The organism is Pleomorphomonas oryzae DSM 16300 (genome assembly GCF_000422965.1).
GTDB classification, from domain to species: Bacteria; Pseudomonadota; Alphaproteobacteria; order Rhizobiales; family Pleomorphomonadaceae; genus Pleomorphomonas; species Pleomorphomonas oryzae.
This window is the reverse complement of record NZ_AUHB01000014.1, coordinates 79,831-104,816: the sequence shown is the minus strand read 5'-3', so window position 1 is coordinate 104,816 and position 24,986 is coordinate 79,831. Positions and strand designations below refer to the sequence as shown.

Sequence of the window (24,986 nt, the reverse complement as noted above, 5' to 3'; positions counted from 1 at the left end):
ACGAGGCTCGAACACCATGTCTGGGCAGATTGCCAGCCTTTCCCGCCTGCTTGATGGCGTCGGCCGCTTCATGCGGCTCGGCCGGGTGTCCCACGCCGCCGCCGAAGGGCCAGCCTGCGATGGCTGCGATCTTGTCCGTGTCGCCAGCTACAATATCCATAAGGCTATCGGCAACGACGGCACCTACGACCCCGCCCGGACCATCTCGGTGATCGCCGAGATCGACGCCGACATCATCGCTCTCCAGGAGGCCGACCGCCGGCTGGGCGATCGCAAGGGACGGCTCAACCTCGCCACGCTGGAAAAGGAAACCGGCCTGACGTTGGTGCCGCTCGCCGCCCGCCCCATGAGCCACGGCTGGCATGGCAATGCTCTGTTCTACCGGCGCGGCACGGTCATCCGTGCCGAACGCCTGCATCTGCCGCATGCCGAGCCGCGCGGCGCCGTGCTGGCCGAGTTCGACATTGGCGGCCGCCGTCTGCGCGTCGTCGCCGCCCATCTCGGTCTGTTGAGCCGCACCCGCCGCCTGCAGATGGAACGCCTGCGCTCGCAGCTCGAAGCACGCGAACCGATGCCGACGCTACTCTGCGGCGATTTCAACGAGTGGCGGCCGGGCCGGACCAATTCGCCGCTGGAACGGCTGTCGCCACTATTCCAGACCGCCAATGCCGTGCCGAGCTTCCCTTCGCGCCGGCCGGTCTTTCCGCTCGACCGCATCTTCGGCTGGCCCGACGGGCTGATCAGCGATTTCGGCATTCACGACAGTCCGACGGCGCGCCGCGCCTCCGATCACCTGCCGGTCAAGGCAGTGATCGATTTGAAATCGGCAGGCGGTTTGTTCGAGGAAACGCTAGCCCTGCCGCCGCGCCGTCAGAGCGACGCGGGCGGCGGCGAGATCCTCGACGGCGAGGCCGACCGACTTGAACACCGTTATGTCGGCGACTGAACGGCGCCCCTCGACCCTATTGCCACAGAGATCGTAGAGCGTGCCGGCGATCTCCTTCAGCGCCCCCGATACCATTGGTCCCTTGATGTCGCCCGATTCGACAGCCGCTGCCGGCCCGTCGATGAACACCCGGCCACGCGCCATCGCTCGATCATCGGCTTCGCGCATATCAGGCGTGAACGAGCCGACGAGATCGAGATGCTGGCCCGCCCTTAGCCAGTCGCCCCGGATCAACGGCGTGGTGGAAAGCGTGGCGCAGGAGATGATATCCACCTCGCCGACCGCCGCCTCGAGATCGGTCCGGACCGCCGCGTCGACCCCCTTGCCCCTGAGCTGCTCGACCAGCCGCTCGGCGCGCGCCGGCGTCGGGTTCCAGACGAGCACCCGGTCGATCGGCAGCACGGCGCGATAAGCGCCAGGCATTTCCGAACCGATATGGCCGGCCCCAACCACCAAGAGCGTATGGGCGTCGGCACGTGCCAGATACGACGCGGCAAGCGCCGAGGCGGCCGCGGTACGCCGGCCGGTCAGCGCGGCGCCGTCGAACAGCGCCACATGGGCGCCGGTCGTCTCGTTGAACAAGAGGTAGCTCGCCGTCACCGCCGGGAGGCCGCGCCTGGCATTGCCCGGCACGACGTTGACGATCTTGACCCCGCCATGGCTGCCGTCGCCCATCCAGGCCGGCATCATCAACAGCGTGGCATCCGGCTCGCCGGAGCGCGGCAGGCCGTGGGCATGGCGAAGCGGCGCCGTGACGCCGGCGGCGAACATGGCGCGCAGCTCGGCGATCAGCGACGGATAGTCGAGGGCGGACGCGGTTTCGGCAGCGTCGAGAACGAGCATGATTGGCTCCCAGGGGCGGAACTCAACAAAGCATAGCGTTCCCTCGGGCGATGGGAAGCCTCCTCTCGCGCCACGTCTCTCACGTTCCGCGGCAATGAGCGAAAGACTGAGACAAGGATCAGCTATCCATTTTTCGTATATGTGCCATGCAAAGGCGATTCAAACGACTAATTCGCCGAACGGATAGTTTTGATGACACTATAGCGAGGCTATTATCCAACCAAACGATTTGACAACTCGTCGAACTATCTCTGAATACGCTCTAGGACCGATTTTATTCAGGGCTAAAACCAATAGCGCCCGCCCGTTTTTTGCCCATTGAGCCTCGTAAAGCGGCATGTAGAGCCAGCCTCCCGAAGCCGACAGGAGAGACCATGACCTATCGACGCATCACCCTGCCGCTCTTCCTGGTGCAGGAACAGCGCCGCCTCGGCGGCAGCGGCGTGTTCACCGCGCTGATGACCGACATCTGCACCACCTGCAAGACCATCTCCAACGAGGTCAATCGCGGCGCCATGGCGGGCACTCTCGGCTATGCCGGTTCGCGCAACGTGCAGGGCGAGGACCAGAAGGAACTGGATGTTCTCGCCAACGACATCTTCCTCTACATGACCGACCAGAGCGGCAACTGGGCGGGCGTCGCCTCCGAGGAACTGGAAGACGCCTACATGTCGCGCGGCTCCGACGGCCGCTATCTCCTGCTGTTCGATCCGCTCGACGGCTCGTCCAACATCGGCGTCAACGTGGCGGTCGGCAGCATCTTCTCGATCCTGCGCCTGCCCGAGGGTGTCGACCCTTCCGACGAGCGCGGCTATCTGCAGCCCGGCGTCAAGCAGGTGGCGGCCGGCTACGCCATTTATGGCGCGTCGACCATGATGGTGCTGACCTCCGGCCACGGCGTCAACGGCTTCACGCTCGACCGCAACATCGGCGTCTTCGTCCTCACCCATCCCAACATGCGCATCCCCGAGGACACTAGCGAATACGCGATCAACGCCTCGCGCGAGCGCTACTGGCCGGCGCCGATCCGTCGTTACGTCCAGGAATGTGTCGCTGGCCCCGAGGGACCGCGTGGCCATAGATTCAACACCCGCTGGATCGCCTCGATGGTCGCCGAGGTACACCGCATCCTGATGCGCGGCGGCGTGTTCATGTATCCCGTCGATCGGGAAAATGCCCCGCGCGGCGGTCATCTCCGCCTGCTCTACGAAGCCAATCCCATGGCTTTCATCATCGAGCAGGCCGGCGGCCGCGCCATCTCCGGCCATGAGCGCATCCTCGATATCATGCCGGAGCGGCTGCACCAGCGCACCGGCGTGATCCTCGGCTCCACGAACGAGGTCGAGCGCATCGGCCGCTACTATGCCGAGGCCGACCGCGAAGAAACGTCGGCTGCCTGAAATTACGCCGAGAGTCGGAGAACTGGACCAGGGCCAGCGACGCATCGAGCGTTGCTGGCCCTTGTGACTTTAGCCGGTGTTCGATGGCCGGCCGGCACTGGCAACCCATGCCGGCGCGACGGACAGAAAAATGCGGAACCGATCGCACCCCTAGGGAATTTCCCTAAATCGGGAACCTCGCGTATTGTTCCCGGCGAAAGGTGAGAGCGTGCCCGAATTGTCCTTCCTTCCATTTTGCGCCGACTCCGCCGCGTTACCGCGACAGACGCCCGGTTTGAAGTGTCGTGGCGAGCGATAAGCGCGCACCACTGCCAGCTTTCGACAATCCTATTGCTATTTTTGACTGATCCGAGACCGCCGTGTCTCCCGATCGCCGGCAGGATTGAGAAGATCGGGATTATTCCGCTATCAGCCAGGAGAACAGTGATGACCCCCATGAGATATGCCACCGCTGTGCTTGCCCTAGGCCTTTTCGCCGGCACCGCCGATGCCAAGGTCGTGGTGTCCTCGAAGATCGACACCGAAGGCGGCGTCATCGGCAACATGATCCTGCTTGCCCTTCAGAATGCCGGCATCGACGTGGAAGACCGCATCCAGCTCGGCGCGACGCCGGTGGTGCGCAAGGCGATAACAGCAGGCGAGATCGACATCTATCCCGAATATACCGGCAACGCCGCCTTCTTCTTCAACAAGGCCGACGACCCGATCTGGAAGGATGCCGCCAAGGCCTACGAGGAAGCCAAGAAGCTCGATTACGACGCCAACAAGATCGTCTGGCTGACGCCGTCGCCGGCCAACAATACCTGGGCCATCGCGCTCCGCAAGGATGTGGCCGATAAGGCCGGCGTCAAGACGCTGAGCGACTTCGGCGCCTGGGTGGCTAAGGGCGGCGAGGTCAAGCTGGCGGGGTCCGCCGAGTTCGTCAACTCCGCCTCGGCGCTGCCGTCCTTCCAGACCACCTACGGCTTCAAGCTGACGCCCGAGCAGCTGATCGTGCTGTCCGGCGGCGATACGGCAGCCACCATCAAGGCGGCGGCCGACCAGACCAACGGCGCCAACGCCGCCATGGTCTATGGCACCGATGGCGCCATCGCCCCGTCCGGTCTCGTGGTGCTCACTGACGACAAGGCGGTGCAGCCGGTCTATCAGCCCACCGCCATCGTCCGCGAAGAGGTGCTGAAAGCCAACCCGGCCATTGCCGACACGCTGAAGCCGATCTTCGAGAGCCTCGACCTCACGACGCTGCAAACCCTCAACGCCCGTGTCCAGATCGGCGGCGAACCGGCCAAGACGGTCGCCGAGGACTATCTGAAGTCCAAGGGCTTTCTGAAGTAACAACCTGAAACGGAGGGGATTGGATTCCAGTCCCCTCCACTTGTCTCCCAGCGTAAAGGATTGTCATGACGACGCTCGCCGACGCCGCAACGGACGGAGCCGCCACGCCGCGGATCGACCGTCTCGGCGTCGTCATCGCCATCCTCATGGCCGTGGCGCTGGCCCTGCCCTTCGTCACCTTCCGGGCGACCCGCATCGCCGCCGGAAACGGCCTCAGGCTGTTCGACGCGCTGCCGCCGACGGCCGCCGCCGCTGTCGGCGCGGTGCTGATCGCCGCGCTCGTCACGGCGGTGGCAAATCGTCGGCCGAGTTTGCGCCTCGCCCTTGGCGCGTTGGCGCTCGTCGCCCTGGCGCTGGGGGCCGGCGCCGCCGGTACCCATCTGACGCCGGCGGACAGTCCCTATGCCCGCATCGCCCCGGGAAGCGGCTTCTGGGTCGGCCTGTTCGCCGGCGCCATATTGATGACCGATGCCATGGTGCGGCTGAAGCTCGGCCCGGTCGGCAGGCTGATCGCGCTCGCCGTCACGGTGGCGCTGGTCGCAGGCCTCCTCGCCTCCGGCGCCTGGAGCCATCTGTCGCTGATCGCCGAATACCGCAGCCGCGCCGACGTGTTCTGGCGCGAGGCGATCAATCACGTCATCCTTGCCGGCGGCTCGCTCGCCGCCGCCGTGGTCATCGGCCTGCCGCTCGGCGTCGTCGCCTATCAGCTCCGCGCCATCCGCGATCCGTTGATCAATGTCCTCAACATCATCCAGACCATCCCGTCGATGGCGCTGTTCGGCATCCTGATCGCCCCGCTCGGCTGGGTTGCCGCCAATGTTCCCGGCGCCCACGCCATCGGCATTCGCGGCATCGGCACCGCGCCGGCTTTTCTGGCTCTGTTCCTCTATTCGCTGCTGCCGATGGTCGCCAACACCGTGGTCGGTCTCAACGGCGTATCGCGCGCCGTGGTCGACGCGGCGCGTGGCATGGGCCTCACCGTTTTCCAACGGCTCCTGCAGGTGGAAATGCCGCTGGCCCTGCCGGTCGTCCTCACTGGCATCCGCATCGTCCTCGTGCAGAACATCGGCCTTGCCACGGTGGCGGCGCTGATCGGCGGCGGCGGTTTCGGCGTCTTTCTGTTCCAGGGGCTCGGCCAGACGGCCACCGACCTCATCCTGCTCGGCGCCTTGCCGCCGGTGGCCTTGGCATTCGCCGCCGCCGTCGTGCTCGACGCCGCCATCGAGATTTCCGGCAGAGGCAAGGCATGATCGATCTCAGCCATCTCACCAAGGTCTATGGCGATACCGCCGTCGTCGACGACGTCAACATGCACGTCGAAGCCGGCACCATCACCGTCATCGTCGGCACCTCCGGCTCCGGCAAGTCGACGCTGCTCCGCATGGTCAACCGGCTGGTCGAACCGACCAAGGGGCGCATCCTGGTGCAAGGCCGCGACGTCCTGAAGATGCCGGCCTACGAGCTCCGTCGATCGATCGGCTACGCCATCCAGAGCCACGGCCTGTTTCCGCATTGGACGGTCGCCCGCAACATCGCCACTGTGCCGATGCTGCTCGGCTGGGACCGCAAGAAGGTCGCCGCCCGTGTTGAGGAACTGATGGAGCTGTTCCAGCTCGATCATGCCCAATTCGCCGGCCGCTATCCGCATGAACTGTCCGGCGGCCAGCAGCAACGCGTCGGCGTTGCCCGGGCGATGGCAGCCAAACCCGCCCTGCTCCTGATGGACGAACCCTTCGGCGCCCTCGACCCGATCATCCGCGGCAAGGCCCAGGCCGACCTCAAGGCCATTCAGCGGCGCACCGGCACCACCATCCTGCTGGTCACCCACGACATGGACGAGGCCATCCACCTCGGCGACCGCATCGCCGTGATGGACGCTGGACAACTCAAGCAGTATGCGCCGGCCGCCGACATCCTGGCCCGGCCGGCCGACGCCTTCGTCGACGACCTGATCGGTACCGCCGACCGTCCCTTCCATTACCTGACGCTGGGAACGCTAGGCTCGGCCGTCGAGCCGGGCGAAGCCGATGGCGCACCGCTTGCCGCCAGTGCCAGCCTCTACGAGGGTCTCGGCGCGCTGCTCTGGTCCGGCCGCAAGGCTGCCCCGGTGATCGGCGACGACGGCGCGCCTCTCGGCCGCGTCAGCCTTTCCGGCATTACCGACAGGGCGGCGCAACCCAGATGATCCGCCCCGGCCTCCTCCTCAGGCTCGTCGTCTTCACGGCGCTGATCGCCTTCCTCGCGATGCCGGACCGCTTCGCCGGCCTGCTGGCGCCGCTGACCGACAATGGCGCGCCGGCCATCTACAATCAGGGCAGCCTCGTCAGCCTGACGCTGTCGCATCTCTTCACCGTCGCGCTGGCGACGTCGGCCGCCACCATCGTCGCCGTCGGCCTCGCCATCTTCGTCACCCGGCCGGCGGGGGCCGAGTTCCTCGCCCTGTCGCGCGCCGCCGTCAACATCGGCCAGACCTTTCCACCGGTCGCCGTGCTGGCCCTGTCGGTGCCGGCCATGGGGTTCGGCGAGGGGCCAACCCGGTTGGCCCTGTTCCTCTACGGCTTGCTGCCGATCTTCGAGAATAGTCTGGTCGGCCTGTCGACGCTGCCGCCCGCCGTGGTGGAGAGCGCGTCGGCGATGGGCATGACCGGCCGCCAGCGTCTCCTCAAGGTGGAACTGCCGCTCGCCATGCCGCTGATCATCGAGGGTATCCGGCTGTCGGCGGTCATCGGTCTCGCCACGGCGACCATCGGCTCGACGGTGGCCGCCAAGGGGCTCGGCGAGGTGATCGTCGCCGGCCTTCAGTCCAACAATCTCGCCTTCGTCGTCCAGGGCGGCGTGATCACCGGCATCCTGGCAGTGCTGATTTCCGACGGCTTTCAGATTTTGGCGCGCCGGACAAGCAAGCGACGGGGCGCCTCGCCTCAGGCGAGCCGGCCGGCGACGGACGGGCAACAGGCACCGGTATGAGCCGTCCGGAACGTCAGCGCCAGCCGCGGCCGCGCTCGCGATGATGGGCGACGGCCGCCAGCACGCGCTGTCGTGACAGATCCAATAGGCACCGCATTGCCGCCTCGGCGCGCTCGCCTTCGCGCGCCAGAATGGCCGATAGAACCGCCTCGTAAGGAGCAAGGTCGATCGGCGTGCCGCTGGCGTCCTTCTGCGTCATGCTGAACGACGCCTTGAGCGCGGTCTTGACGGCGCCGCCGATCGTCACGAACAGGCCGTTGTGCGTCGCCGCGATGATGGCAAGGTGGAACTCGCTTTCGGCGCCGGCGGCCAACGGCGCCTGATCGAGCATCGATACCATGTCGGCATAGCGTCGGCGGATGCGGTCGTGATCTTCCGTCGTGCCGGAGCGGGCGGCGAGGTAACAGGCGCGCGGCTCGAAGCACTGGCGCACCTCGTAAAGATCTTCGATGATCCGCTCGTCGAACTGGGCACTGAGGCGCCAGGACAGCACGTCCGGATCGAGAAGGTTCCAGTCGGCAAACGGCAGCACCCGCGTACCGACCTTGGGCGCCACCTCGATCAGCCGCTTGGCGGCGAGATTCTTCACCGCTTCGCGCACCGTCGAACGGCTGACCCCATATTCCTGGCAAAGCTCGGCCTCGATCGGCAGGGAGTCACCGGGGCCGAATTCGCCAGAGACGATACGGGTGCCGATGATTCGCGCGACCTGTGCACTCATGGTGCTGATGGTGGAATCTCTTTCGAACATATGTCTCTTTCCCAGAGCACCCATCGTCGAGGCCGCACCGGCCAGATCGAACAGTGGCTGCCCAGCCAATCCGATACGGAGCATTCGCCGGCCTCTGAGTTGCCTCAGTCCGACAAACACTCGAGCCATGAAGCGGGCCAGCCTCCGCTTGCAGCGGTAAGCCCGATCGAGACCTCAGCAGGGAATTGTCGCCCAGCTCGTCCGCCCTTCCCCCGGGAAGCACCGGCTAGCTGTACCTTTCTCGCCAAAAATGTCCAACGCGAGGATTGACAAGGCTCCTGCTCGCCGTACAATCTTATCATCATACCATAAGAAGAAAACTGGTTTTGTGGAGGAGAGTGCAGTGAGCAGCATCGAACTGGATTCGGTGTCCAAGCGGTTCGGCTCCGTCGAGGTGATCTCGGAGCTGTCGCTGACCGTCCACTCCGGCGAGTTCGTCGCCTTCCTCGGACCGTCTGGCTGCGGCAAATCGACGCTTCTGCGCATGATTGCCGGGCTGGAGACGGTCGACGGCGGTGAGATCCGCATCGGCGGCGAAAGGGTTGACAATCTCCCCCCCGGGGCACGCGGCGTCGCCATGGTGTTCCAGCACTATGCACTTTATCCGCACATGACCGTATTCGATAACCTGGCTTTTGGTCTCAAGAACATCGGCACGCCCACCGAGGAAATCGGCCGTCGCATCGAGGAAGCCGCCCGCATCCTGGAGATCAGCCACCTTCTGAAGCGCAAGCCCGGCCAGCTTTCCGGCGGTCAGCGCCAGCGCGTCGCCATCGGCCGCGCCCTGGTGAAAGACCCCAAGGCCTATCTGTTCGACGAGCCGCTTTCCAACCTCGACGCCGCCTTGCGCGTCCGCACCCGCGTCGAGCTGGCCCGTCTGCACCAGCAGACGCGTGCCACCACCATCTTCGTCACCCATGATCAGGTCGAGGCGATGACGCTGGCGAGCCGCATCGTGGTGATGAACGCCCGCAAGGTCGAACAGGTCGGCACGCCGATGGAAATCTATGGCCGCCCGGCCACTGAATTCGTCGCCCGTTTCGTCGGCTCGCCGGCCATGAACTTCCTGACCATCAACCTCAAGGATCGCGGCGGCTTCGCCTCCGCCGTGCTGGGCGACGGCTCGGTCATCGAGACCGACGTTCCCATCAACATCCTGCCGTCCGGCGAGTTGCGTGTTGGTCTCCGCGCCGAGGCGATCCGCGTCCGTGAAGACGGTGCGATCCCCGGCAAGGTGGAAGTGGTCGAGCGCCTCGGCGACCGTACGCATGCGCACATTCGCCTCGCAGACGGCAGCACGCTGGTGGCTGAGGACAAGGGCATCAGCCAGGTCCAGCCGGGCGACAGCGTCCGCCTCGCGGTGGAAGGCGCCACGGCGCACCTCTTCGATGCCGACGGCCTCGCCTATCACGCGCGCCAGTGACGGAGGGTGAGATGACGGACGTCACGCTTTCTCCCGGCAAGGCGGTTGCGGCGGTCAAGCGCCCGACCGGCGCCTCGATCGGCCCCCGCTGGTCCAATGCATTGTTCGTGGCACCCTACCTGGTGTTCTACGTCGTGCTCTTGGTCTACCCGCTGTTCAAGGGCATCTGGATGTCGATGCTCCAGTCCGACATGTTCGACAACACGTCGAAATATGCCGGCATGGCCAACTATCATCGGCTGTTCAACGATAAGATCTTCATCGGCACGGTCTGGAACACCGTCTGGTTCGTGGTGATGACGGTGCCGGTGTTCGTGGCGATCGGCCTTCTCTTGGCGCTCGCGCTCAACAGCAGCGACCGTACCGCGGCGGTGCTGCGCGCCATCTTCTTTGGCACCTCGGTGCTGTCGGTCACCATCGTCACCATCATCTGGAAGATGATGTACATGCCCGGCAACGGCGCAATCGCCAGCATATTCAAGCTTCTCGGCCTCGAGCCGGTCGCCTTCGTCACATCGTCCTCGCTGGCCCTGGTGGCGATCGCCATCTGTACCATCTGGTGGATCATCGGCCTGCCGATGATGCTGTTCCTCGCCGCCTTGCAGCAGATCCCCGGCGAACTCTATGAAGCCGCCGCCCTCGACAACGCCAGTCGCTGGCGCTCGTTCTGGTCGATCACCTTGCCGTCGATCCGCCGCACCATGCTGGTCGTCGTCATCTACGAGATCGTCGCCCAGTTCCAGCTGTTCGGTCAGGCCCAGTTGCTCACCCAGGGTGGCCCCAACAACGCCTCGCGCCCGATCGTTCTGTTCATCTACGAGCAGGGCTTCCGCTCCTGGAACCTCGGCTATGCCGCCGCCGCCTCGGAAATCCTGTTCCTGATCATGGCGGTTGCCGCCCTCGCCCAGTTCTTCGTGTCCCGCAAGCGCGTGGAGGAATAAGCCATGGCTGCCAGTGAACACATCGTCGGCCGCGGCATCGGCAACAAGCTGATCCTCTTCACGGTCGTCCTCGTCGCCGTCATCTGGATGTTGCCGATCGCCTGGACGCTCCTGCTATCGTTCAAGCCGAACTCGGAGCTGATGATCTCGACGGCCTCCGCCTTCCATCCGCCCTACACGCTCAAGAACTACGCCGACATCTTCCAGACATCGGGTGTGTTCCGCTGGCTGTGGAACAGCGCGGTGGTGTCGGTGGGCGTCACCGTCGGCATCCTGGTTCTGTCCTCGCTCGCCGGCTACGGCTTCGCCCGTGCCGAGTTCAAGGGCCGCGACATCATCTTCGTCCTGGTCTTGCTCGGTCTCGCCGTGCCGGAGCAGGCGGTGATCATTGCCCGCCACCAGATGTTCTCCGACCTGAAGATGCACAACACCTACCCGGCGATCATCCTGCCGGGCCTTTCAAGTGCCTTCGGCGTCTTCCTGATGACCCAGTATTTCAAGGCGATCCCCAAGGATATCGACGAGGCGGCGATGCTCGACAACGCCTCCCGCTTCAAGATCTTCTGGAAGGTGCTGCTGCCGCTGACCATCCCGGCCCAGGCGACGCTCGGCATCTTCTCCTTCCTCGGCGCCTGGAACGACTACCTGTGGCCGCTGATCTCGGCGACCAAGCCGGAGATGTTCACCATCACCGTCGGCATGGCCTCGACCCAGACCAACTTCGCCCAATCGGAAGGCCTCGGCTTCCTGATGGCGCAGGCGATCTTCGCAGGCCTGCCGGTGTTCGTCGTCTACCTGTTCTTCCAGAAATACATCGTCCGGGCCGTGGCCGGCGCGGCGATCAGCTGATCCCTCGGAGGAGGGGTTCAGCAAGACGGAATCCAGCGCATGACCGGCCGAGCGCGAAGGATTTTCAAAGAGATCGGCCGTATTGGAGGAGGTCCAATGAGAAAGCTAACAACTGCCCTGCTGGCGAGTCTGGTCGTGACCGCTGGCGCAAGCGCAGCGCTTGCGGCCGACAAGACCGAGATCTCCGTTGCGCGCTTCTTCGGCGCCTGCGAGGCCGACTATGGCACAGTCACCGACGTGACCAAGGCCAACGGCGAGTGCGGCATCATCACCGCGCTGATCAACAAGTTCAACGCCGACAGCAAGACCACCGTCGTCAAGCCGGAGATCGTCGAGTGGCCGGGCTATGACCAGCTCACCGCCCGCATCCGCTCCGGCGAGCCGCCGGTCATCTCCGTCATGCACGAAGCCGTCATTTCCGACTATTCGTCGCGCGGCCTGCTCGAACCCCTCGATGACGACTTCGCCAAGGCCGGCGTCGACGTCAATGACATGACCGATGCCGCCCGCCAGGGTGTCACCAAGGACGGCAAGATCTACGCCATGCCGTTCGACACCCACACCTGGCTGTGGCACATCAACATGAACCTCTTCAAGCAGGCCGGCCTCGTCGATAGCGCCGGCAAGCCGATCCTGCCGAAGAGCACCGACGAGCTGATGAAGCAGGCCCAGCAGTTCAAGGAGAAGACGGGCAAGCCCTACTTCATCTCGACGCTGGCCAACGAGACCGCCTTCTACACCCGCACCTTCGACACGCTGCTCTACCAGCAGAATGTCGACTTCTTCGCCGATCCGAACAAGGTGAACTTCTCCTCGCCGGAAGCCAAGAATGCCCTGCAGCTCCTGGCCGACATCTTCTCGAAGGACCTGACCACCAAGAACCAGGATTACGCGGCGTCCGTGTCCAGCTTCGCAGCTGGCGAAGGCGGCGTGTTCATCTGCGGCACCTGGCTGATCGACACCTACGACCAGGAAGCCAAGAAGAGCGGCGCGCTGGCCAACGGCTATGCCGTGACCGCCTTCCCGCAGATCTACCCCGGCAGCCCGCGTGTCTGGGCCGACGGTCATAGCTGGGTGCTTCTGAAGCAGGATCTCACCGACGCGCAGCGCGCCTCGGCAATCGAGTTCATGAAGTTCCTCTGGGACAATAACTACGAGTGGTCGCGCACCGGTCACCTGCCGATTCGCAAGTCGATCATCAACAGCGACCAGTTCAAGAACCTGCCGCACCGTGGCGACATCGCCTCGCTCGCCGTCAACGGCACCGCTCTGCCGTCGGCCGTCAAGCGTCAGTTCTCGATCCAGGAAATCGAGGGCGAAGAAGTCGGTTCGGCCATGCGCGGCGACAAGCCGGTCGATCAGGCCCTGACCGACGCCGAGTCCCGCATCAACGAGCTGCTCGCCAACGCGAAGTAAGCCACGACACTCTGCCCGGCCGGATCACTGCGACCGGCCGGGCAGGACACCCGCCGCAGTCGCCCGGCCGGCCTCCTCCCACCGGTTGGATACGGACGACGAGCGCCTTCCGTCCCTCAAGGGCCGGAAACCGCGCCAGGGTCTGCGGTGCCCTCTCCCCAGCCGGGGCACTGCAACCTTAAAGATCCTTCAAACCCGAAAGCTGAAAGCTCATGACGTCCGCTCGTCTTATCGTCGACGCCGATTTTGCCATTTCCGATCTCGACCGCCGGGTATTCGGCACCTTCGTCGAGCATATGGGGCGCTGCGTCTATACCGGCATTTTCGAACCGGGCCATCCCACCGCCGACGAGAACGGCTTCCGCCAGGACGTGGCCGACCTCACCAAGGAGCTCGGCGTCACCATCGTCCGCTATCCCGGCGGCAACTTCCTCTCGGGCTACAACTGGGAAGACGGCGTCGGCCCGAAGGAACAGCGCCCGCGCCGGCTCGACCTTGCCTGGTTCTCCACCGAGACCAACGCCTTCGGTACCAATGAATTCATGGACTGGTGCCGGCAGGTCGGCGTCGAGCCGATGTTCGGCGTCAACCTCGGCACCCGCGGCCTCGACGAGGCCCGCCGCTTCATCGAATATTGCAACCATCCCGGCGGCACCGAACTCTCCGAGCTCAGGAAGAGCCACGGCTACGAGAAGCCGCACGACATCAAGTTCTGGTGCCTCGGCAACGAGATGGACGGCCCCTGGCAGATCGGCGCCAAGACGGCAGCCGAATATGGCCGCGCCGCCCAGGAAACCGCCAAGGTGATGCGCTGGGTCGACCCGTCGATCGAACTGGCCGCCTGCGGTTCATCGAACCGCGACATGGCCACCTACGCCCGTTGGGAGTACGAGGTGCTCGACCACAGCTTCGACTACGTCGATTTCATCTCACTGCACACCTACTTCATGAACCCGCATGACTCGACCGAGGAATTCCTCGGCAACATCGAGCTCCTGGACTATTTCATCAAGGAAGTGGTGGCGATCGCCGACGCCGTGGCGGCCAACCGCCGCTCGCAGAAGCGTATCATGCTGTCGCTCGACGAGTGGAACGTCTGGTACAAGGCGCGCGGTCATGACGACCTCCGCAAGCCCGGCTGGCCCGAGCATCCGCCGCTGATCGAGGAAGTCTACAACACCGAGGACGCCCTGCTCATCGGTGGCGCGCTGATCACGCTGCTTAACAACGCCGACCGCGTGAAGTGCGCCTGCATTGCGCAGCTCGTCAACATCATCGGCCCGATCATGACCGAGCAGGGTGGCCCTGCCTGGCGCCAGACCATCTTCCACCCCTTCGCGCTGACGGCGAAATATGCCCGCGGCCGGGTGCTCCGGACACTCGCCACTTCCGGCAGCTTCGCCGGCAAGACGGCCGAGGAGATGCCCTACCTCATCTCCGCGGTCACCGAGGACGAGAGCACCGGCGAAGTGGTGATCTTCGCGCTCAACCGCAATCTCGCCGAACCGATGGACCTCAAGGTCGAGCTGCGCGGCTTCGGCGGCACGCGCGAAGTGACCGAGGCGTTGCAGGTCTATCACCCCAACATGAAGGCGGTGAACACCAAGGACGCCCCCAACACCGTGGCGCCGGCGCCGATCAAGTCGGTCGCCATCGAAAAGGACGCGCTGACCGCCAAGCTGATGCCCGGCAGTTGGAACGTCATCGTCACCAAGCCGAAGGGCTGAGGCAAAGCCACAGCAATTCCAGCAAAAGTAGGAACCGGTTTTGCGTCCGGAATTGCGTGAAAATAGATAAGGCGCGCGGCGACCGCTTCCCCGGTTGCCGCACCCTGCCGGCAGCGCTCCCGTCTGCTGGCCCGCAAGAACGCCGCGACTCCCCCAGTCGCGGCGTTCGTCGTTTTGGGCTTTGTCAGTCGAGGAAGTGAAAAATGACGAAGTGCTCGATCGGCTCGATCACCGCCGTAATATTCTTCGCCTTCTCCTTGTCGCGGAAACCGATGATCGTCTTGCCCAAGGTAGTCTTGGGCTCGTCGATCTGCTCCCATTTCTTGACGTTTTGAATCCAGGCCCTGAGGTCGCGCACCGTGGAGACGGGAACGAAATCCTCATCCATTCCCAGCATGGAACGCGCCCGGTTGTTGACCAGCAGGATCGACGCGTCTTCCAGCGCCTTATCCTCGCCGATCATCTTGGTGGCGGCGACCATGCCGATCGACGACTTGTCGAAAGCCGCCTGCAGGATCTCCAGCTTGTCATCGAGCGGCTCGGAATAGAGCAGCAGAAACTTGGTCGTCTGTTGCTCATCCGAAACGAGGGGCAGGACGACGCGCTCCCAGCGGACGTGACGGGCGGAAAAGTCGGTGCGGAACTGGATGTAGCGCGGCCGCATGTCGGCAAGGGCTGCGTTGTAAAGTCGCCGGAAGGACAGGCCCATATTGCCGACGATGGAAGACAAGAGGACGCCGCGGAACACCTTGCCATACTCGTGGACTGAGTTCGTCCCCTGATGGACATAGATGAAATCGTCGCCTTGCTGCAGGAGCAGCATGGCATCATCGAGACGAGCCTCCTCCTCGAAACCGTAAAGTTCCTTGAGAAGCGGCGCCGCGCCTGCCGATCGGGTTGCCTTGACCCAGTTCTCCAGGCGGCTGCGCAGGAAGAGAGACCGGCAGACGCTGAAGACTGCCGTCCCTTCCCAGGCCTGGACCTCCGAACCACCCAGCCGCGCCAAATCTGCCCTAACAGGCGGAGACGTTTCGACTCTGGGCGAAGATTGCCGACGATATAGTTCCGTATTGCGCATCTAGAACTCCTGTGAGCCTAGATATCTTTGCGGGTTTAAATATTCGTGAACCCCGGGTTGTAGGATCGTAAAAACAACCTATACGGCACAGCATCCCAATTTGGAAAAGATGCCGAATACAGCACGAACAACAGGCCACGAGGTGAGAATATTCAATGTTTTATCGGCAGGACCTGCTGCGAGATACGCCATTTGAAAAAAATGCCCCCGCAGACTGGTATTTGGCTAAGCAACTAGCAATTATACTTAAGAGATTTTGCGCTACAGATCGCTTTGCCGTACCTCCCGACAACGACTTGTTACTGCCCACATGGCCGGCAATTGCCTCCGCCTCGATTTGCGTCTCGCCAGAGTCGGCTATGAGAGCTCCCAAGTTCAGCCCAAGCGCGACATTGGCAGCCTGAGGGAACGGACCAGATGCGAACAGGACGGACGGAGGCCTGTGTAGGCCACCTTCGTCAGAGAGCAATAGATCATCCAATCCACCCTTGGGATACAGCCTTCTTAATGAAAGCTTAATTTCCCCGTTATTCCTAGTTATTTTTGACATTAAGAATACACACTACTTGGAAAAATCAGCGTTGGCCTATGTATACTTACGAATGTAGACTGCAATACGACCACAATCAGCGAGATAGTTCTTCTATTCGCACTTTTCATTTACCTCCTGTTTTTATTTTGCGCTTACAAGACGTTAGGAAAATGGCGCTCCATTTCTGGAGAAAGACATGCACACCATCCGCGGTCGGCTGATTACTATCGTCGGCGTTCTTTGCCTCAGCTTCATCCTGCTCGCCGTATACTCGGTCGTTCAGTTTCGCTCTACCCTCTATGGGGATACCGACCACCGTCTGCAGAACATGGTGGATAGCGCCTACAGCATCTTTGCCGGCTATCAGGAGCGCGTCACCAAAGGGGAAATCTCCGAGCAGGATGCCAAGGCCCAGGCGCTGGCCGCCATCAAGTCGATGCGTTACGACGAAACCGGCTATTTCTGGGTCCATGATCTGCATCCGACGATGATCATGCATCCCATGGTGCCGAAGCTGAACGGCCAGGATCTCACCACCTACAAGGGCAGCGACGGAACAGCCATCTTCATCGGCATGAACGCGGCCATAGCCGCCGCGGGCGGGGACGAAGCCACCTATAGCTACCAATGGTCAAAGCCCGGCGAAGAGCCGACCAAGCTGTTTCCGAAGCGCTCCTTCGTCAAACTCTTCAAGCCCTGGGGCTATGTGGTCGGCACGGGTCTTTACGTCGACGACCTCGACGCGCGCACCTCCCGGCTGACCGCCATTCTCGCAGCCATCTGCGTGGTTCTCCTGGCAGCATCGGCCGTTCTGGCCCTCCTCATCATGCGCTCCATCCTGAGGCCGCTGGCAGGCGCCGTTGAAGAGCTTCGCACCTTGGCTACCGGCAACACCGACATCTATCTCGATGAGTCTGGCGGCCTGAAAGAAATCGCCGCCATGCGGCACGCCGTTGCCTATTTCCGCGATGCCATCATCGAGCGCAAGAAGCTGAGCGAAGAGCAGGAAATCGAAAACCGCCGGCAGCGTGACCGGCAGCAGCGCATCGACTCGCTGGTCGACTCCTTCCGCGGCAACATCACTGGCTCGCTCGGCGCGGTGGTCACCACCGCCGGCGAGATGACCACGACGGCGAATACCCTCACCGGCATTGCCGATGCGACATCCAACCAGGCCACTGGCGCCGCATCGGCATCCGAGGAAGCCGCCGCCGCCGTCGACGCGGTTGCCTCGGCCACCGAGGAGCTGTCGGCCTCGGTCCAGGAGATTTCCCGTCAGGTGACCCAGACCAAGGACATCGTCCGCAACGCCACCAATGCGGCGACATCCACCAGCCAGAAGATCGACGGCCTGGTCACCTCGGTCGATCGGATCGGCACGGTGGTCCAGCTCATTTCCGACATCGCCGAACAGACCAACCTCCTGGCCCTGAACGCCACGATCGAGGCGGCGCGGGCCGGCGAGGCCGGCAAGGGCTTTGCGGTGGTGGCCTCCGAAGTCAAGTCGCTGGCCTCGCAGACGGCGAGCGCTACCGGCGAGATCTCCGAGCAGATCTCCAATGTGCAGTCGTCGACCGCCGAGGCGGTGGACGCCATCCGCCAGATCACCGAGATCATGAGGAACATCGACAACAGCACCTCGGCCATCGTGTCGGCGGTGCAGCAGCAGGGCCTCGCCACCCAGGAGATCTCTCACAACATCACTGAAACGGCGAATGGCGCCAAGGATGTGGTGCGGGCCATGACCGCCGTCTCCGGCCGCGTCGGCGAAACCCTCCACTGCGCCACCGACGTCCTCGACGCCTCCAAGCTGGTCACGGATCGGTCCACCGATCTGCGCAAGACCGTGGAGCGATTCCTGCAGGACGTTTCGGCGGCGTAAGGCCGCGGGCTTTAGGGCATAACGAAAGGGCCGCTACCTTGATCGGTGGCGGTCCTTTTTACGCCCATGGTCTTGGCTGATACCGGCGAGATCTTCGCATCGAAGAAATTGATCGCCGAAGGCCGATGGCTGGCCGCGATCGGCGAGCCGCCACGCCCTCGGCAGCCAATAGCTTCCTCAAAGCAATGTCGGTGTTGATGGAGTTCGCCCTGGAGGCCGGCCTGATCGATCATAACCCGGTCAGGGACGTGAAGAAGATCAGCTCCAAGTCAGACGGCTTCCACACCTGGACCGTCGCTGAGGTCGCTGCCTTCGAGGCACGTCACCCTGTTGGCACATGGCGCGACTTGCGATGGACCTATTCCTTTACACTGGCCTGAGACGCTCCGACGTGGTCCGGGTAGGTCCGCAGCAAATCGCCGACAACGTCCTGTCCATCCAGCCGGTCAAAACTCAGCGCAGCTCCGGCGACGTCGTCACAGTGCGCATTCTTCCTGCTCTGGCAGAGTCCATTGCGAAGACGACCACCGGCGACAAGACATTGTTGATCTCAGGCTGGGGCAAGCCATTCGCAGTGAAGGGCTTCGGCAACTGTTTCGGCGATCGCTGCGACGAGGCCGGAGTGCCTGGCTCGGCTCATGGCCTGCGCAAAGCAGCCGCCACCAGATGCGCAGAGAACGGTGCCACTGCGAACGAACTCATGGCCATGTTCGGCTGGACGACTTTGCAAGAGGCCGAGTGGTATACGCGAGCAGCGGAAAGAAGAAAGCTGGGACTGAGCGGCTCTGATCGGCTTAGCCAAATTCCGTAATGCGCAATGAGGCGCAACAGACTCTAGAAAAGGTTGTGCAACACCACTACTCACGCGTCACTTGACCAGTTAATTTTGGTGCGACATGGTCCCCTACAAAATCTGGCGGACTATTATGGGGGCGGGAATGACTGTCGAGCGCGGCGAGCCTCGGGATATAGCTCTGGCGAGGCTTCAACTGAACCTCTCCAATCCTCGTTTCGAGGACATGGATGGGCGCGATGAAGCCATGATCGCTCTACTCCAAAACGAGCAGATCGTTGAACTTGCGAGAGATATAGTCGCTCTCGGCGGTATAAACCCTCTAGAACGGTTGGCTGTCTTCCCGCTGGAAGGAACCGGGGATGGCGAGGATCAACAGTACACAACAGCCGAGGGGAATCGTAGGCTCTGCGCGCTACTGCTCATTGACGACCCCGAGGCAGTTCCCCCTGACATGCCTAACCGTGCCCGCTATGTGCGGACATTTACAGATCTTTCCCATAGGATCGCCCCCCTTTTGACAGTGCCATGTCAAGTATTTGTCGACATGAATGAGACACGACCTTGGCTTGAACGCCTACACAATGGCGCTCGTGACGGAACCGGGCGACGGCGCTGGACCCCAGAGCAGCAGGCAAGAAATACTAGCGATCTCACTAATAGGGCGGCAACTCAGCTTAGAGACCTAGGTGTTGAGTTAGGACTAGTTGACGCGCAGTCGCTATCAAGAACAACTACAACTCAACAACGTTTCATATCGAATTCACGCTTCCGTCAAGCGATGGGACTAGTCCGCCTCGATAATGGACGTCTTGAGAGGACTAGCTGCTGGAGCGATTTCGTCATTATGCTGCAACAATTCTTATCTGATGTTGCAAACGGCGTAGTGAATTCACGCTCACACAATGCGCGTGGAGATATCAACGAGTATGCACAACGCCTAGAGCAGTTGGAGGGACTAGAACGTCGAGGGGTTCCACAAGGTCCGCTTGAGCGGCGACCTAGTGAAGATGGCGACAATCACGTACAGGATACTGATGATAGCAGGCACGGTGCCGGGAGCAGGGACTCGAGCAACGACAACGCCTCCGGCGGCGGCGGAGCCCAAAGCGAGGCTGGAACGCCGAGCAGCGAGCCCCCTCCTAGTGAGGACCAAGGCAATCCCGACGACAATCCAGCGCCCAACCGCAACCCGCGCTCGCGCCGAAACTGTATTGGTATAGATGACGAGATACTCGCCTCTCTCCGTCGAGTTGGCGTTCCCAAACTGATCGATCTCTACATTTCATTCTCGTCGGTCCAGGCGCCACAGCATGCCCTCCTTTCAATGATCGGGTGCTGGTCCTTTTTTGAGACACTGACGCGCGCGCACGGACGCAACGATGGCGCCGAGTTTTCGGGATATATTAACAGCATTGTAGGGAGGCTCGGTGTCGATACACAACCAGCGCGCAACGCTCGAACTCTCATGCTGGCTTGGATTGCCAACGGTGGAAACGTGACAAAACATGATTGGCAGGCTGCTGCATATGACCACGGCCAACTATGCAACGCAGTTGATACGCTTAAGCCAATAATTGTCGCCATCGCCGACGACATTGCAGACCGACAGGGTTGATTAGAAGTGGCAAGGACCTGCTCACCACTGCGCTACCCCGGCGGAAAATCGAATCTTTTCCATCTCGTTCGCGCAATACTTCGAAAGAACGATATCGGACGAGGTCATTATGCGGAGCCTTTTGCAGGCGGCGCAGGCCTAGCCCTAATGCTACTCTATAGCGGCGAAGTTTGTGAAATACACATTAACGATCTCGACCCAGCCATTGCCGCCTTTTGGCGATCGGTTTTGACTAGAACCGAGGAACTGATCTCCCTCATACAGACCACAAAAGTAACAATTGAAGAGCGTTCGCGGCAGAGAGAGATTTATTTTAACGGCGAAGCTAAAGATGAATTAAGTATAGGATTTTCAGCTTTCTTCCTGAACAGAGTAAACAGAAGTGGTATCATAAGAACGGGAGGCGCTATTGGCGGCATATCTCAAAAAGGGAAATATCTTATCGATTGTAGGTATAATGCATCCGAACTCTCAGAGCGCATAAGGCGCATTGCAAAATATAGAAGCAGAATTCATTTCTCTTCTATGGACGCACGCGATTTCATAAAATCGATCGACGGCGAACTACCGAGAAGATCACTTATCTATGCGGATCCGCCATATTTTAAAAAGGGCTCTGAGCTCTATACGAGCTTCTTTAGGCAAAACGATCACGAAGAATTCCGCGACTCAATCTCATCAATTAATAGTAAGTGGATACTGACGTATGATAACGTCGACGAAATAAAAGAACTCTATTTGAGAAATAAACAGTTCCCATTTAGCGTTTACTATTCGGCCCAAACAAAACGATCTGGCGACGAGTTGCTTGTCGCGAGCGATACCCTGAAGGTAAGCGAGGCCGTTGACGCGTTCATGATGACCGCGGGAAGAAAGCCTCGTGAGCAGGACAAAGGCGACCGCGTCCCGCCAACGGGTGTATTTGTTTGATTTGGCAGCGGGTAAACCAGGAGCCAATCGCCACGGGCTTGCCAATAACGCAAACCCTTGTCGGCCTCGCATACGATTAAAACCTAGCGTAGCTGTGAAGTTCGCCACTGCCGCACAGCGACGAACTTGCCACCAAGTCGAGAAGAAAGGCCGCCTCCGAGACGATTGATCACGAGTCAGCCACGACGACTATGTTTGCCGCTAGACGTTTTCGGGCGCCATCAGCGCGGATGGTAGAACCGAGAGGATACCCACCCAAGTGTAGCAGCGCGAATTGCAACCACACTTCCGTTAATCCCTCACCTTTTTTTCCTGGTGAGGGAATTCGAGCGAAAAGCCCAAAGATATCAATGAGACATGGAAGAATTGGCACTCCCAACCGGAATCGAACCGGTGTTTTCGCCGTGAGAGGGCGACGTCCTGGACCGCTAGACGATGGGAGCGCGGTACGCCGTTGAAAGCGTGGGGCGGATATAGCGAAGGCCCTATGAGAGCGCAAGGGGGTATTTCATTTTCCGGCTCGGCTTTTGGGGCGCGCTGTCGGAAGCCGCAAGAGCCCCGATGGGAAACCTCCGCAGTCCGGTGAGTTGGCCATGTTGCGGCCGCCGTGCCGACGATCCGCCGACCGGATCGAAGCCTTCCTCGGAGAGCTGAACCGCGGCCTTTCCTCGCGTGAACCGCGGCTTTCGATCGGCTTATGACGCTCCGGTCAGCGCCGCTCTGGACATCCGCTCCGGAGGCGATCATAAAAGACGCCGTTCCGAGGGGTGTCTTCCATCCGGGAAGGCTGAGATGATCCGCGTGGCGGGTCGAACCCTTCGAACCTGATCCGGGTCATACCGGCGAAGGGACGGAACCTCATGGCCTCGCCGCATCCCATGCGGCTATCAGGCCGTGCTTCCCCCAACGCTTGTGGCCCATCCGCCCTTTTTCAGGGCACGGCGAACAATGGGACCTCGCGATGCGCTCGAAGACGATGCTTGCCACGGGTCTAGCCATGGGCCGAGGCGTCGCCATCCAGGCGCTGGTCTCCTTTGCCGCCGTGCTCATCCTCTGGCAGGCGGCGGCCACCGGCCTTGCCCTCCCCTCCTTTTTGCTACCGTCGCCGGCCGATGTGGTCGCCGCCTATGGCGCTTATGGCCCGCGCCTTCTGGCGGAAGCCGGCGTGACGCTGCTTGAGACTGCGCTCGGGCTTGCCGCCGGCATCGCCTTTGGCGTCGCAGCCGGCTTTGCTGTCTCCACCTCGTCGCTGGCCGGCCGGCTGCTGTCGCCGCTGCTGGTGGTCAGCCAGGCGTTGCCGGTGTTCGCGCTGGCGCCGCTCTTGGTACTGTGGTTCGGCTTCGGCCTTGCCTCCAAGGTGGTGATGACGACGCTAGTCATCTTCTTCCCCGTCGCGTCTGCCTTCGCCGATGGCCTCCGCCGCACGCCGCCGCATTTCCTCGACCTTGCCCGCCTCACCGGCGCCAGCCGCTTGCGCACGCTACGGCTGATCCGCGTGCCGGCCGCCCTGCCGGCGCTGGTCACCGGCATCCGCGTCGCCGCCGTCTACGCGCCGATCGGCGCGGTGATCGGCGAGTGGGTCGGCGCGTCGCGCGGTCTCGGCCTTTTGATGGTGCAGGCCAACGCCCGCATGCAGACGCCACTACTGTTCGCCGCTCTAGGCATGCTGGCCACGGCGACTCTTCTCCTCAAGATCGCCGTCGATCGGCTGACCCTCCGCCTCATTCCCTGGATCGAAAAAGACTGACCTCTCCGAAAGGACCTGACATGCGCCTTCTTCCTGCCCTTGCCGCCGCCCTCATACTCGCCGCGTCTCCAGCCGCCGCCGCCGACAAACTGTCCGTGCTGCTCGAATGGTTCGTCAATCCCGACCATGCACCGCTGGTGATCGCCAAGGAGAAGGGCATCTTTGCCGCCCATGGCCTGGACGTCGATCTGGTCGCCCCGGCCGATCCGTCGGCACCGCCGCGCCTCGTCGCCGCCGGGCAGGCCGACGTGGCGCTGCACTACCAGCCGAGCCTTGACCTCGATGTCGATGCCGGCCTGCCGCTCGTCCGCTTCGGCACGCTGATCGAGACGCCGCTCAACACGCTGATTGCCCTGAAGGATGGCCCGATCAAGTCGCTCGCTGACCTCAAGGGCCGCAAGATCGGCTATTCGGTGTCGGGCTTCGAGGATGCCATGCTCGGCCAATTCCTGAAGACCGCCGGCCTGACCGTCAAAGACGTCGATCTCGTCAATGTCAATTTCGCCCTGTCGGCATCACTGCTCGCCGGCCAGGTCGACGCCGTGGTCGGCGGCTATCGCAACTTCGAGCTCAACCAGATGAAGATCGAGGGCCATGAGGGCGTCGCCTTCTATCCCGAAGAGAACGGCATGCCGGCCTATGACGAGTTGATCTACGTGACGAACAAGAAACTCGTCGGCGACAAGCGCCTGCCGGAATTCCTCGCCGCCGTCGAAGAGGCCACCATCTACCTCACCAATCATCCGGACGACGCCTGGGCGCTGTTCATCAAGGCCTATCCCGACCTCAACGACGACCTCAACCGCCGCGCCTGGGCCGACACCCTGCCGCGCTTTGCCAAGCGCCCGGCGGCGCTCGATGCGGGGCGCTACCAGCGCTTCTCTCAGTTCATGAAGGACGCCGGCCTGATCAAGACGGTGAAGCCGGTCGAGGACTACGCGGTGGAGCTGCGTTAATCGACCGCAAAAAACAAACCGCCCGGAAGGTGACCCTCCGGGCGGATGCGTCAAAGAATGAAAGTGAAAGAGGCGGGCTTAGCACTCGCCGACGGCGTGGAGCTTGACGGGCTCCTTGCAACCGCAGTCTTCGCCGCGGCAGGCTTCCTCATCGGCGCCACCCGGCGGCTCGGCAGCCGTCTCTATGGCGAAGCGGATACCGGCGAGCACGTCATCAATGCGGGGCTGAGCCACCGGTACCGTCTGGACGAAGCCGGCATAGAGATGACCGTCGGGCTTGATGAAGAACATGCCCGGTTCGACGAACCAGCTTGGTTCCTTGACGCCGTCAAAGACCTTGCCGCGGCCCTCGCTGAGATAAAGGCCCCAGGCCTGCGCCTGATCGACCGTCAGGCCCCAGCAGACCGTCAACTCGTCAAGATGCCAGTCGCGCACCGTCTGCTCGGCCCGCAGTTGATCGTCGGCGGAAACGGCGAGCACACGGACGCCGAGCTTGCGAAACTCCTCGTAGCGCGCTTCATAGGCCTGAAGCTGCGCCTTGCAGAAGCCGCAATGCAGGCCACGATAGAACAGCACCAGCGTGAAGTGCTTCGGCTTCTGGTCGCACAGCCGCCAGCACGGACCACCAACGGTCTTCACCCGTAGCTGGGGAACCATTTGGTTCGGTATGAGGCGGGTCGACATGGACATCGGAACGCGGAACTCGCAGGGCTTGTCGCAAGACTTATACGACAGGAATGGCAGGGATCGCCACTCTTCTTGATGACCCCAATGTGCTTATTGTGCGTTCACAGGTTAAGAAGTCTCCCATCACGATTCGCGGAGCTAGCCGAAAGAGTCGTGAATAGGTGT

At 62.3% G+C, this 24,986-nt stretch carries 22 protein-coding genes, 1 tRNA gene and 1 riboswitch; of the genes, 18 read left to right on the top strand and 5 right to left on the bottom strand.

The features are described from left to right. The first annotated feature begins 16 nt into the window (after positions 1 to 16). Positions 17 to 946, top strand: a complete 930-nt coding sequence (locus G522_RS27975; protein ID WP_245586703.1) for an endonuclease/exonuclease/phosphatase family protein — start codon at positions 17 to 19, stop codon at positions 944 to 946. Here G522_RS27975 and lhpI read toward each other — a convergent pair. Then, positions 851 to 1,789, bottom strand: a complete 939-nt coding sequence (gene lhpI / locus G522_RS0120645) for a bifunctional Delta(1)-pyrroline-2-carboxylate/Delta(1)-piperideine-2-carboxylate reductase (RefSeq protein WP_026792662.1) — start codon at positions 1,787 to 1,789, stop codon at positions 851 to 853. The two genes, G522_RS27975 and lhpI, sit on opposite strands and share 96 nt — an antisense overlap. Positions 1,790 to 2,163: 374 nt before the next feature. Here lhpI and G522_RS0120640 point away from each other — a divergent pair, with 374 nt between their 5' ends. The 5 genes from G522_RS0120640 (at position 2,164) to G522_RS27970 (ending at position 7,491) form a co-directional block, all read left to right on the top strand. Then, a complete protein-coding gene (locus G522_RS0120640) occupies positions 2,164 to 3,189 on the top strand; it encodes a class 1 fructose-bisphosphatase (RefSeq protein ID WP_026792661.1) in 1,026 nt (341 codons plus the stop codon). 426 nt (positions 3,190 to 3,615) lie between these two features. Further along, positions 3,616 to 4,524: a glycine betaine ABC transporter substrate-binding protein OsmF gene (osmF, locus tag G522_RS0120635; RefSeq protein ID WP_036840270.1), complete on the top strand. Its 909-nt coding sequence runs from the start codon at positions 3,616 to 3,618 to the stop codon at positions 4,522 to 4,524. 65 nt (positions 4,525 to 4,589) lie between these two features. Next, on the top strand, positions 4,590 to 5,774 hold the full coding sequence (locus G522_RS0120630; RefSeq protein ID WP_051228959.1) for an ABC transporter permease: 1,185 nt from the start codon (positions 4,590 to 4,592) through the stop codon (positions 5,772 to 5,774). Beyond that, entirely contained in the window at positions 5,771 to 6,709 is a 939-nt protein-coding gene (locus G522_RS0120625; protein ID WP_026792658.1) for an ABC transporter ATP-binding protein, read from the top strand. The genes G522_RS0120630 and G522_RS0120625 overlap by 4 nt, the downstream gene beginning before the upstream one ends. Beyond that, positions 6,706 to 7,491, top strand: a complete 786-nt coding sequence (locus tag G522_RS27970; protein ID WP_156887005.1) for an ABC transporter permease — start codon at positions 6,706 to 6,708, stop codon at positions 7,489 to 7,491. Before G522_RS0120625 ends, G522_RS27970 begins: the two co-directional genes overlap by 4 nt. A gap of 13 nt (positions 7,492 to 7,504) precedes the next feature. Here G522_RS27970 and G522_RS27965 read toward each other — a convergent pair whose 3' ends face one another. Continuing rightward, complete coding sequence (locus tag G522_RS27965; protein WP_051228957.1) at positions 7,505 to 8,242, bottom strand: FadR/GntR family transcriptional regulator; 738 nt, start codon at positions 8,240 to 8,242, stop codon at positions 7,505 to 7,507. Between the two features lie 343 nt (positions 8,243 to 8,585). Between G522_RS27965 and G522_RS0120605 the strand changes: the two genes are divergently transcribed. The 5 genes from G522_RS0120605 to arfA all read left to right on the top strand — a co-directional run bounded on the left by G522_RS0120605 (position 8,586) and on the right by arfA (position 14,598). Continuing rightward, the gene (locus G522_RS0120605) at positions 8,586 to 9,665 is read left to right on the top strand and encodes an ABC transporter ATP-binding protein (RefSeq protein WP_026792657.1); all 1,080 of its coding nucleotides are present in this window, start codon (positions 8,586 to 8,588) and stop codon (positions 9,663 to 9,665) included. An 11-nt stretch (positions 9,666 to 9,676) separates the two neighbouring features. Beyond that, positions 9,677 to 10,606: a carbohydrate ABC transporter permease gene (locus G522_RS0120600; protein WP_026792656.1), complete on the top strand. Its 930-nt coding sequence runs from the start codon at positions 9,677 to 9,679 to the stop codon at positions 10,604 to 10,606. Between the two features lie 3 nt (positions 10,607 to 10,609). Further along, positions 10,610 to 11,455 (top strand): carbohydrate ABC transporter permease, encoded by an 846-nt coding sequence (locus G522_RS0120595; RefSeq protein ID WP_026792655.1) that lies wholly within the window; start codon positions 10,610 to 10,612, stop codon positions 11,453 to 11,455. Between the two features lie 96 nt (positions 11,456 to 11,551). Then, on the top strand, positions 11,552 to 12,871 hold the full coding sequence (locus G522_RS0120590) for an extracellular solute-binding protein (protein ID WP_026792654.1): 1,320 nt from the start codon (positions 11,552 to 11,554) through the stop codon (positions 12,869 to 12,871). A gap of 212 nt (positions 12,872 to 13,083) precedes the next feature. Next, positions 13,084 to 14,598 (top strand): arabinosylfuranosidase ArfA, encoded by a 1,515-nt coding sequence (arfA, locus tag G522_RS0120585; RefSeq protein ID WP_026792653.1) that lies wholly within the window; start codon positions 13,084 to 13,086, stop codon positions 14,596 to 14,598. Positions 14,599 to 14,782: 184 nt separating this feature from the next. Here the strand turns inward: arfA and G522_RS0120580 are convergent, their stop codons facing one another. Continuing rightward, positions 14,783 to 15,604 (bottom strand): hypothetical protein, encoded by an 822-nt coding sequence (locus tag G522_RS0120580; RefSeq protein WP_026792652.1) that lies wholly within the window; start codon positions 15,602 to 15,604, stop codon positions 14,783 to 14,785. Positions 15,605 to 16,404: 800 nt separating this feature from the next. On the opposite strand from G522_RS0120580, the gene G522_RS0120575 reads away from it, so the two are divergent. The 5 genes from G522_RS0120575 (at position 16,405) to G522_RS27950 (ending at position 21,431) form a co-directional block, all read left to right on the top strand. Further along, positions 16,405 to 18,090, top strand: a complete 1,686-nt coding sequence (locus G522_RS0120575; protein ID WP_026792651.1) for a methyl-accepting chemotaxis protein — start codon at positions 16,405 to 16,407, stop codon at positions 18,088 to 18,090. Positions 18,091 to 18,215: 125 nt separating this feature from the next. Then, positions 18,216 to 18,470 carry a hypothetical protein gene (locus G522_RS30140; RefSeq protein ID WP_051228955.1) on the top strand — a complete coding sequence of 85 codons (255 nt, stop codon included), beginning with the start codon at positions 18,216 to 18,218 and terminating at the stop codon, positions 18,468 to 18,470. Further along, positions 18,443 to 18,901 (top strand): tyrosine-type recombinase/integrase, encoded by a 459-nt coding sequence (locus G522_RS29230; protein WP_169453569.1) that lies wholly within the window; start codon positions 18,443 to 18,445, stop codon positions 18,899 to 18,901. The genes G522_RS30140 and G522_RS29230 overlap by 28 nt, the downstream gene beginning before the upstream one ends. Before the next feature lie 127 nt (positions 18,902 to 19,028). Next, positions 19,029 to 20,501, top strand: a complete 1,473-nt coding sequence (locus tag G522_RS30135; protein ID WP_156887004.1) for a hypothetical protein — start codon at positions 19,029 to 19,031, stop codon at positions 20,499 to 20,501. A gap of 6 nt (positions 20,502 to 20,507) precedes the next feature. Then, the gene (locus G522_RS27950) at positions 20,508 to 21,431 is read left to right on the top strand and encodes a DNA adenine methylase (RefSeq protein WP_084633316.1); all 924 of its coding nucleotides are present in this window, start codon (positions 20,508 to 20,510) and stop codon (positions 21,429 to 21,431) included. Between the two features lie 367 nt (positions 21,432 to 21,798). Here the strand turns inward: G522_RS27950 and G522_RS0120560 are convergent. Beyond that, positions 21,799 to 21,874 (bottom strand) — tRNA-Glu (locus tag G522_RS0120560). A gap of 310 nt (positions 21,875 to 22,184) precedes the next feature. After that, positions 22,185 to 22,299, top strand: a riboswitch (TPP riboswitch). A 93-nt stretch (positions 22,300 to 22,392) separates the two neighbouring features. On the opposite strand from G522_RS0120560, the gene G522_RS0120555 reads away from it, so the two are divergent. Then, the gene (locus G522_RS0120555) at positions 22,393 to 23,178 is read left to right on the top strand and encodes an ABC transporter permease (RefSeq protein WP_245586702.1); all 786 of its coding nucleotides are present in this window, start codon (positions 22,393 to 22,395) and stop codon (positions 23,176 to 23,178) included. 20 nt (positions 23,179 to 23,198) lie between these two features. Beyond that, entirely contained in the window at positions 23,199 to 24,134 is a 936-nt protein-coding gene (locus G522_RS0120550; protein ID WP_026792649.1) for an ABC transporter substrate-binding protein, read from the top strand. 78 nt (positions 24,135 to 24,212) lie between these two features. Here G522_RS0120550 and G522_RS27945 read toward each other — a convergent pair whose 3' ends face one another. After that, complete coding sequence (locus tag G522_RS27945) at positions 24,213 to 24,824, bottom strand: redoxin domain-containing protein (RefSeq protein ID WP_084633315.1); 612 nt, start codon at positions 24,822 to 24,824, stop codon at positions 24,213 to 24,215. Positions 24,825 to 24,986: the final 162 nt, after the last annotated feature.